Raw genomic sequence first — 6,484 nt, 5'->3', positions numbered from 1 at the left:
GTCGTCGACGGTCTTCATCATGCGCGCCGAAGCGCTGTCGAACGATACCGGCGTCAATGTCGACCAGGAAATGTCCCGGCTTCTCGACCTCGAGCATACCTATCAGGCGTCGGCGCGCATGATGAAGACCGTCGACGACATGCTGGACGCCTTGTTGGGCGCGGTGGGATAATCGATGAAAGCGACAGCCGTCTCCTCAGCCGCCATCTCCAACGCCCTGCGCTATCAGCAGATGCGCATGCAGGCCGATCTCGTCAAGGCGACCACGGAATCCCAGACCGGCAAGGTAGCGGATGTCGGCCTGGCGCTCGGCGGGCGCACGACACAGGCCGTCACCTTCCAGCGCGATCTCGACCGGTTGAACGGCATCGTCGATTCGAACTCGCTGGTCGCCGCGCGTCTGACTTCGACACAGGATTCGCTGGGTCAGCTCTCCGATGTCGCGCAGGATCTGCTGACGGCGCTGACCAGCGCCGTATCGGGCGACTCCTCGACCAGCATCACCCAGACCGCCGGCGCCACGGCGCTGCAGCAGATGACGGGCATCCTGAACACCAGCGTCAACGGCGAATACCTGTTTGCCGGGACCAACACCGACGTCAAGCCGATCGACGATTTCAGCGCCGCCGGCTCGCCCGCCAAGGCGGCGTTCGACGCCGCCTTCACCAGCTATTTCGGCTTCACCCAGAACGACCCCGCGGCCGCCAACATCACCGCCGCCCAGATGGACGACTTCATCACCACCGCGGTCGAGCCGCAGTTCCTGGGCTCCGGATGGCAGGCCAACTGGTCGAACGCCACCGACGACCAGATCACCAGCCGCATTTCATTGAACGAGACCACGCAGACGTCGGTCAGCGCCAACGAGCAAGGCATCCGCAAGCTCGCCATGGCGGCCGCCATGGTCGGCACGCTCTTTGCCGGCAACATCAGCGAGGCCGGGCAGAATACGATCGTCAGCCGCGCGCAAAAGCTGGTCGGCGAGGCCATCGGCGGCATCGTCCAGGTGCAGTCCGAAGCCGGCCTCACCCAGAAGCGCGTGTCCGACGCCAGCGATCGCATGAAGACCCAGGTCGATCTGTTCGAGAAGCACATCATCGACCTCGAAGGCGTCGATCCCTCGGAGGCCGCCACCCGCGTGGCCGACCTGACGCAGCATATAGAAACGTCCTTCGCATTGACCGCGCGACTGCAGCAACTGAGCCTGTTGAACTATCTCACCTGAACACTCTCACCGGAACGCCAGAGCTCCGACGATGTATCAATTCTCCTACGCCGACATCCAGACCGACTCCGTCGCCGACGCCAAGGACCGGGAGCGGCAGTTGCTCACCCGATCGATCGACATGTTGTCCACGGCAGCTTCCGTTGGGCCGGAGTCGATTGAGGCGGTCGAGGCGCTGCACTTCACCAACCGCATCTGGACCACCTTCGTCGAGGATCTCGGCTCCAGCGACAATGCGCTGCCCAAGGAACTGCGCGCCAATCTGATCTCGATCGGCCTGTGGCTGCTGCGCGAAACGGAAGACATCCGGCAGGGCCGCACCAACAATTTCGAAGGATTGATCGAGGTCTCCCAGATCATCCGAGACGGCATCCAATGAGCAACACGCTGAAGATCTCGCTGAAGCCGAACGAGAAGATCTACATCAACGGCGCCGTCGTCCGGGTCGACCGCAAGGTCACGATCGAGCTGATGAACGACGTTCAGTTCCTGCTCGAAAGCCACGTCATCCAAGCCGAGCAGGCCTCGACGCCGCTCAGGCAGCTCTATTTCATCGTGCAGATCATGCTGATAAACCCGCCGGGAGCCTCCGAGGCCCGCGACATGTTCCGCCGCTCGCTGCCGATGCTGATCGCAAGCTTCGACAATCAGGAAATCTGCAGCGCGCTGAAGCAGATCGACCGCATGGTCGGCGAGGATCATATCTACGAGGCGCTGAAGGCGATCCGCGCGCTCTATCCGCTCGAGCGCCAAGCGCTTGGCGGCAATGACGACATTCCGGAAGCGCCGCGCGCGCTGGCTGTGGGAGCATAAAGATGCCCGTGGACATGACAACGACGATCCCGGTTGGCGCCACCCAGGCCAGCAGTCAGCAGACCTCGAAGACAGCGGTCGACTACCAGTCGTTCCTGAAACTTCTGATCGCCGAAATGAAGAACCAGGATCCGACCAAGCCGATGGATTCGACGGAATATGTCGCCCAGCTCGCGACCTTCTCGCAGGTCGAGCAATCGGTGCAGACCAACAGCAAGCTCGACCAGATCATGCAATCCTCGGCGCTGTCGCAGGCGGACGCGCTGATCGGCCGTTCGATCACCTCCGCCGACGGCAAGACAACCGGGACCGTGGCTTCGGTGAAGCTCGCCAGCAGCGGCCTGATCGCGGTGCTGCAGGACGGCACCGAGGTCCCTGTCGGCGCAGGCGTATCGATCAAGCCGGCCGCCTAGAGTTTCGCATAGGGTCTGCCCATGAACGAGGCCGACGCCCTCGATATCGTGCAATATGCGGTGTGGACGGTGCTTACCGCCTCCGCGCCGGTGGTGCTCGTGGCTATGGCCGTCGGTATCGGCATCGCGCTTATCCAGGCGCTGACGCAGATTCAGGAAATCACCCTCACTTTCGTGCCCAAGATCGTCGCCATCATGCTGGTCGTGGCGCTGACCGGCCCGTTCATCGGCAGCCAGATCTCGGCCTTCACCAACGTCATCTTCGAACGCATCGAGCACGGCTTCTGACCTGGGGCTGCGGGCATCCCGCCCGCGCGGACCGGCAAAAGTTTGGTCCACACCGGCAAGATGCTTGGCCTAAAGCTTCGCCGACGCATTTTCGCCTTTGCCTTCCTGTGTTGTTGGACCGGGATGCTTTGGCGAGTCGCCGGCGCGATGATGGCGCCGCGCGAGCGCAAGACAGCAAGATGAAGGCGGGACAGCGACCATGATCGACGACGAGCCGGAAAGCGAACGCGTCTCGGCGCTGGCGCCGTTCCGGCACGGCATCTTCCGTGCCGTCTGGTCGGCGAGCCTTGTGTCGAATTTCGGCGGCTTAATCCAGGGCGTGGGCGCCGCCTGGATGATGACGACGATCGCCACCTCATCCTACCAAGTGGCGCTGGTGCAGGCCTCGACCACCTTGCCGATCATGCTGTTCGCGCTTGTTGCCGGTGCCATTGCCGACAGCTTCAACCGCCGCAAGGTCATGCTGGTGGCGCAGAGCTTCATGCTGGTGGTTTCGGCACTGCTCACCGTATTCACCTGGTTCGGCTGGATGACGCCGTGGACGCTGCTTGCCTTCACCTTCCTGATCGACAGCGGCACGGCGCTGAACAGCCCGTCCTGGCAGGCGTCGGTTGGCGACATGGTGCCGCGCGCCAAGGTGCCGGCGGCGATCGCGCTCAACTCGATGGGCTTCAACATCACGCGCAGTGTCGGCCCGGCGATCGGCGGCATCATCGTCGCCGCCGCGGGGGCGGCGGCGGCCTTCGCCGCCAACGCCATCAGCTATATCGGCCTGATCGTCGTGCTTTTCCGCTGGAAGCCGGAAGTGCCCGCGCCGACCCTGCCGCGGGAATCGCTCGGCGCCGCGATGGGAGCCGGCCTGCGCTATGTCGCCATGTCGCCGAACATCGGCAAGGTGCTGGCGAGAGGCTTCGCCTTCGGCTTCAGCGCCGGCGCGGTGCTGGCGCTGCTGCCGCTGGTGGCGCGCGATGTCGTCAAGGGCGACGCGCTGACCTACGGCATCATGCTCGGCGCCTTCGGTATCGGTGCGGTCGGCGGTGCGCTGATCAGCGTCAGGCTCAGACAATTGCTCTCCAGCGAAACGATGGTACGCGCCGCCTTCGCCGGTTTCGCGCTTTGCGCCTTCAACGCCGCCGTCAGCGACAATGCCTGGCAGACGTCGGCGGGCCTGCTCATTGGCGGTGCCTGCTGGGTGATCGCGCTCTCGCATTTCAACGTCACGGTGCAGATGTCGACGCCGCGCTGGGTGGTCGGGCGCGTGTTGTCGATCTACCAGACAGCAACCTTCGGCGGCATTGCGCTGGGCAGCTGGATCTGGGGCGTCGTCGCCGACGCCCATGGCGCGGAAACTGCATTGATGGTTGCCGCTATCACCATGCTCGTCGGCGGCGCCATCGGCCTGATCCTGCCGCTGCCGCAGCACACCGCTCTCAACCTGGATCCGCTCAACCGGTTCAAGGAGCCGATGCTGGCGCTCGATTTGAAGCCGCGCAGCGGCCCGATCGCCATCATGATCGAATACATCATTCGCGAGGAGGACGTGCCGGAATTCCTCGCAACCATGGCCGAGCGTGGCCGCATCCGCCGCCGCGACGGCGCCCGCAACTGGACGCTCGCCCGCGATCTCGAAAATCCGGGCATCTGGATCGAGCACTACCACACGCCGACCTGGGTCGAGTATATCCGCCACAACCGGCGTGCCACCCATGCCGACGCCGTTGTCGGCGAGCGCATCCGCGCGCTGCACAGCGGCGAGAACCCGCCGCGTGTGCGCCGCATGATCGAACGCCCGACCACCGCCGGCACGGCGCTGGTCTCACCCAAGGGGCCGATCGATCACTAACCCGCGTCTTGTGGCCCGGAATATCTAGTTCCGATCAGCCAGCGCTGTGGATCATATATAGCTTGCGCGTCGTCTCATGAATCAGCCACTCGCCCTTCCAGCCCTTCGGCAGGACGAGCAGATCGCCAGGCCCCAGCTCACGCATCTCGCCGTCGGCACGGCTCACTTCCACGCGACCGGAAATGATGTGGCAGATCTCGGATGAACCCGAGCGGTCGGCGGTGAAGCGGCCGGGCGTACATTCCCAGATGCCGATATCGACGGTCCCGTCCGGCGATTGAAAGAACGAGCGCACCGCTTCGACCTGATCGCCTTCGATCGAGGTCGGCTTGGGTGAAAAGGCGCCGATATCGGCCGTGGCGAGGTCGCGGAAGGTCGAAAGGTCGATCAAGATAGGCTCCAGTGTCAAAAGCAATTCCAGGAAAGTGTGCAATGGTTTTCCGTCCGGAATTGCGCGAAAACAAAGAGTTAGAGCGGTTCGGCGAACGCCGAACCGCCTCAGTGGCCTGTGATGCTGTCGGCCAGAGCGGCCAATTTCGAGGTGACATTGAGCCCGGCGGCCTCGCGTTGGTCGGCGATGCGGTAGAGCTGGTACATCGAGTGGACGCCGAGCCAGCGGAACGGTTCCGGCTCCCAGGGTCTGACCTTGCGGTTGACCCACGGCAGGCGCGTAAGCTCCGTGTCCTGGCCGAGGATCAGATCGGCAAGCGTGCGCCCCGAGAGGTTTGAGCTCGACACGCCCAGCCCGACATAACCGCCGGCCCAGCCGATGCGCGTCCTGGGGTCGAGGCCGACCGTCGTGCACCAGTCGCGCGGCACGCCGAGCACGCCGCACCAGGCGTGGTCGATGCGGCACCCGGCCGTCTGCGGCAACAGCGTCGTCAGCATCGTGTGCAGCTGGTCGATCGTCGCCTGCTGCGTCCGACCGTTGACGTCGGTGCGCGAGCCATAGCGGTAGGGCACGCCGCGTCCGCCCATGGTGATACGGCCCTCGCGCGTACGCTGGGCGTAGCAATAGGCGTGCGCCGCATTGCCGAGCAGCTCATGCCCCTCCCAGCCGATCTCGCGCCAGAGTTCTTGTGGCAGCGGCTCGGTGACGATCTGCGCGCTGTTCAGCGCCAGCCATGTCCGCTCTTCCCCGGGAATGCCGGCCGTGAACCCCTCCGTCGCGCGAATTATCGTTTCCGCCCGCACCGTGCCGCGGTCGGTGGCCACCCTGCCCTTGGCGATCGACGTCACGGTCGTCTTTTCGTAGATCGGCACGCCGAGCCGCTCGACCGCTTCCGCCAGCCCGCGCACCAGCTTGGCCGGCTGCACCCGCGCCTGGCCGTGGATGACGAAGCTGCCCATGACATTCGCGATATTGATGCGCGCGCGTGTGGCTGCAGCGTCGAGCAATTCGATGCGCTCGGGGTCGGCGTCCCAGGAGCGGATCGTCTCGCACGCCTCGCGCACACGTTGGAGCTGTGCGGCATTGGTGGCGACCGTCAAATTGTCGGCACGGCGGATGTCGGCGTCGATGTCTTCGGCCGTCGCCACCCGGATCACCTCGTCGACACAGCCCGCCATCGCTGCCTGCATGGCGCTGACAGCTTGCCGGGTCGAGGTCTTCAGATATTTTTCGCGCGACCAGCCGAAGCCGCCCGAAAGCCAGCCGCCATTGCGCCCCGAGGCACCGAAGCCGGCGAATTCGCGTTCGAGCAAGATTATGCGAAGCGAGGGCTTCGCCTTCTTCAGATAATAGGCGGTCCAGAGCCCGGTGTAGCCGGCGCCGACGATCGCAACATCGGCTTCGATGTCGCCGGGCAAGGGCGGACGCGGGCTTGGGACCGCGCCCAGATCCGCATACCAGAACGAGATGTCGCCGTTGCGCTTGACTTGCATGGGATGGCTTCCAGGAGA

At 64.5% G+C, this 6,484-nt stretch carries 9 protein-coding genes; 7 read left to right on the top strand and 2 right to left on the bottom strand.

Features of this window, described 5'->3' with window-relative positions:
• The 7 genes from EOA49_RS16335 to EOA49_RS16305 form a co-directional block, all read left to right on the top strand.
• On the top strand, positions 1 to 172 hold a 172-nt coding region (locus tag EOA49_RS16335; protein ID WP_281058455.1), incomplete at its 5' end, for a flagellar basal body rod C-terminal domain-containing protein.
• A gap of 3 nt (positions 173 to 175) precedes the next feature.
• The gene (locus EOA49_RS16330) at positions 176 to 1,225 is read left to right on the top strand and encodes a flagellar hook-associated family protein (protein ID WP_095800446.1); all 1,050 of its coding nucleotides are present in this window, start codon (positions 176 to 178) and stop codon (positions 1,223 to 1,225) included.
• 31 nt (positions 1,226 to 1,256) lie between these two features.
• Complete coding sequence (gene flaF / locus EOA49_RS16325) at positions 1,257 to 1,604, top strand: flagellar biosynthesis regulator FlaF (RefSeq protein ID WP_067002429.1); 348 nt, start codon at positions 1,257 to 1,259, stop codon at positions 1,602 to 1,604.
• Positions 1,601 to 2,038 (top strand): flagellar biosynthesis repressor FlbT, encoded by a 438-nt coding sequence (gene flbT, locus EOA49_RS16320; protein WP_127216042.1) that lies wholly within the window; start codon positions 1,601 to 1,603, stop codon positions 2,036 to 2,038. Before flaF ends, flbT begins: the two co-directional genes overlap by 4 nt.
• A 2-nt stretch (positions 2,039 to 2,040) precedes the next feature.
• Positions 2,041 to 2,451: a flagellar hook assembly protein FlgD gene (gene flgD, locus EOA49_RS16315; RefSeq protein WP_127241484.1), complete on the top strand. Its 411-nt coding sequence runs from the start codon at positions 2,041 to 2,043 to the stop codon at positions 2,449 to 2,451.
• 21 nt (positions 2,452 to 2,472) lie between these two features.
• Positions 2,473 to 2,739 carry a flagellar biosynthesis protein FliQ gene (fliQ, locus tag EOA49_RS16310; protein WP_027165133.1) on the top strand — a complete coding sequence of 89 codons (267 nt, stop codon included), beginning with the start codon at positions 2,473 to 2,475 and terminating at the stop codon, positions 2,737 to 2,739.
• 199 nt (positions 2,740 to 2,938) lie between these two features.
• Complete coding sequence (locus tag EOA49_RS16305; protein ID WP_127240429.1) at positions 2,939 to 4,582, top strand: MFS transporter; 1,644 nt, start codon at positions 2,939 to 2,941, stop codon at positions 4,580 to 4,582.
• A gap of 34 nt (positions 4,583 to 4,616) precedes the next feature.
• Here the strand turns inward: EOA49_RS16305 and EOA49_RS16300 are convergent, their stop codons facing one another.
• Both EOA49_RS16300 and EOA49_RS16295 read right to left on the bottom strand, forming a co-directional pair.
• Complete coding sequence (locus tag EOA49_RS16300; RefSeq protein WP_067326033.1) at positions 4,617 to 4,973, bottom strand: cupin domain-containing protein; 357 nt, start codon at positions 4,971 to 4,973, stop codon at positions 4,617 to 4,619.
• Positions 4,974 to 5,080: 107 nt separating this feature from the next.
• Entirely contained in the window at positions 5,081 to 6,466 is a 1,386-nt protein-coding gene (locus tag EOA49_RS16295; protein ID WP_127240428.1) for an FAD-binding oxidoreductase, read from the bottom strand.
• Positions 6,467 to 6,484 lie beyond the last annotated feature (18 nt).

It is taken from the genome of Mesorhizobium sp. M1A.F.Ca.IN.020.04.1.1 (assembly GCF_003997315.1).
Taxonomy (GTDB): Bacteria; Pseudomonadota; Alphaproteobacteria; order Rhizobiales; family Rhizobiaceae; genus Mesorhizobium.
The sequence above is the reverse complement of the archived record's forward strand: the minus strand, read 5'-3'. Positions and strand labels throughout refer to the sequence as shown.

Bases quoted from the DNA above. Each gene is read 5' to 3' on its own strand.
- EOA49_RS16295 (WP_127240428.1), bottom strand. From the start codon at position 6,466: ATGCAAGTCAAGCGCAACGGCGACATCTCGTTCTGGTATGCGGATCTG.
- flaF (WP_067002429.1), top strand. From the start codon at position 1,257: ATGTATCAATTCTCCTACGCCGACATCCAGACCGACTCCGTCGCCGAC.
- EOA49_RS16305 (WP_127240429.1), top strand. From the start codon at position 2,939: ATGATCGACGACGAGCCGGAAAGCGAACGCGTCTCGGCGCTGGCGCCG.
- EOA49_RS16330 (WP_095800446.1), top strand. From the start codon at position 176: ATGAAAGCGACAGCCGTCTCCTCAGCCGCCATCTCCAACGCCCTGCGC.
- fliQ (WP_027165133.1), top strand. From the start codon at position 2,473: ATGAACGAGGCCGACGCCCTCGATATCGTGCAATATGCGGTGTGGACG.
- flgD (WP_127241484.1), top strand. From the start codon at position 2,041: ATGCCCGTGGACATGACAACGACGATCCCGGTTGGCGCCACCCAGGCC.
- flbT (WP_127216042.1), top strand. From the start codon at position 1,601: ATGAGCAACACGCTGAAGATCTCGCTGAAGCCGAACGAGAAGATCTAC.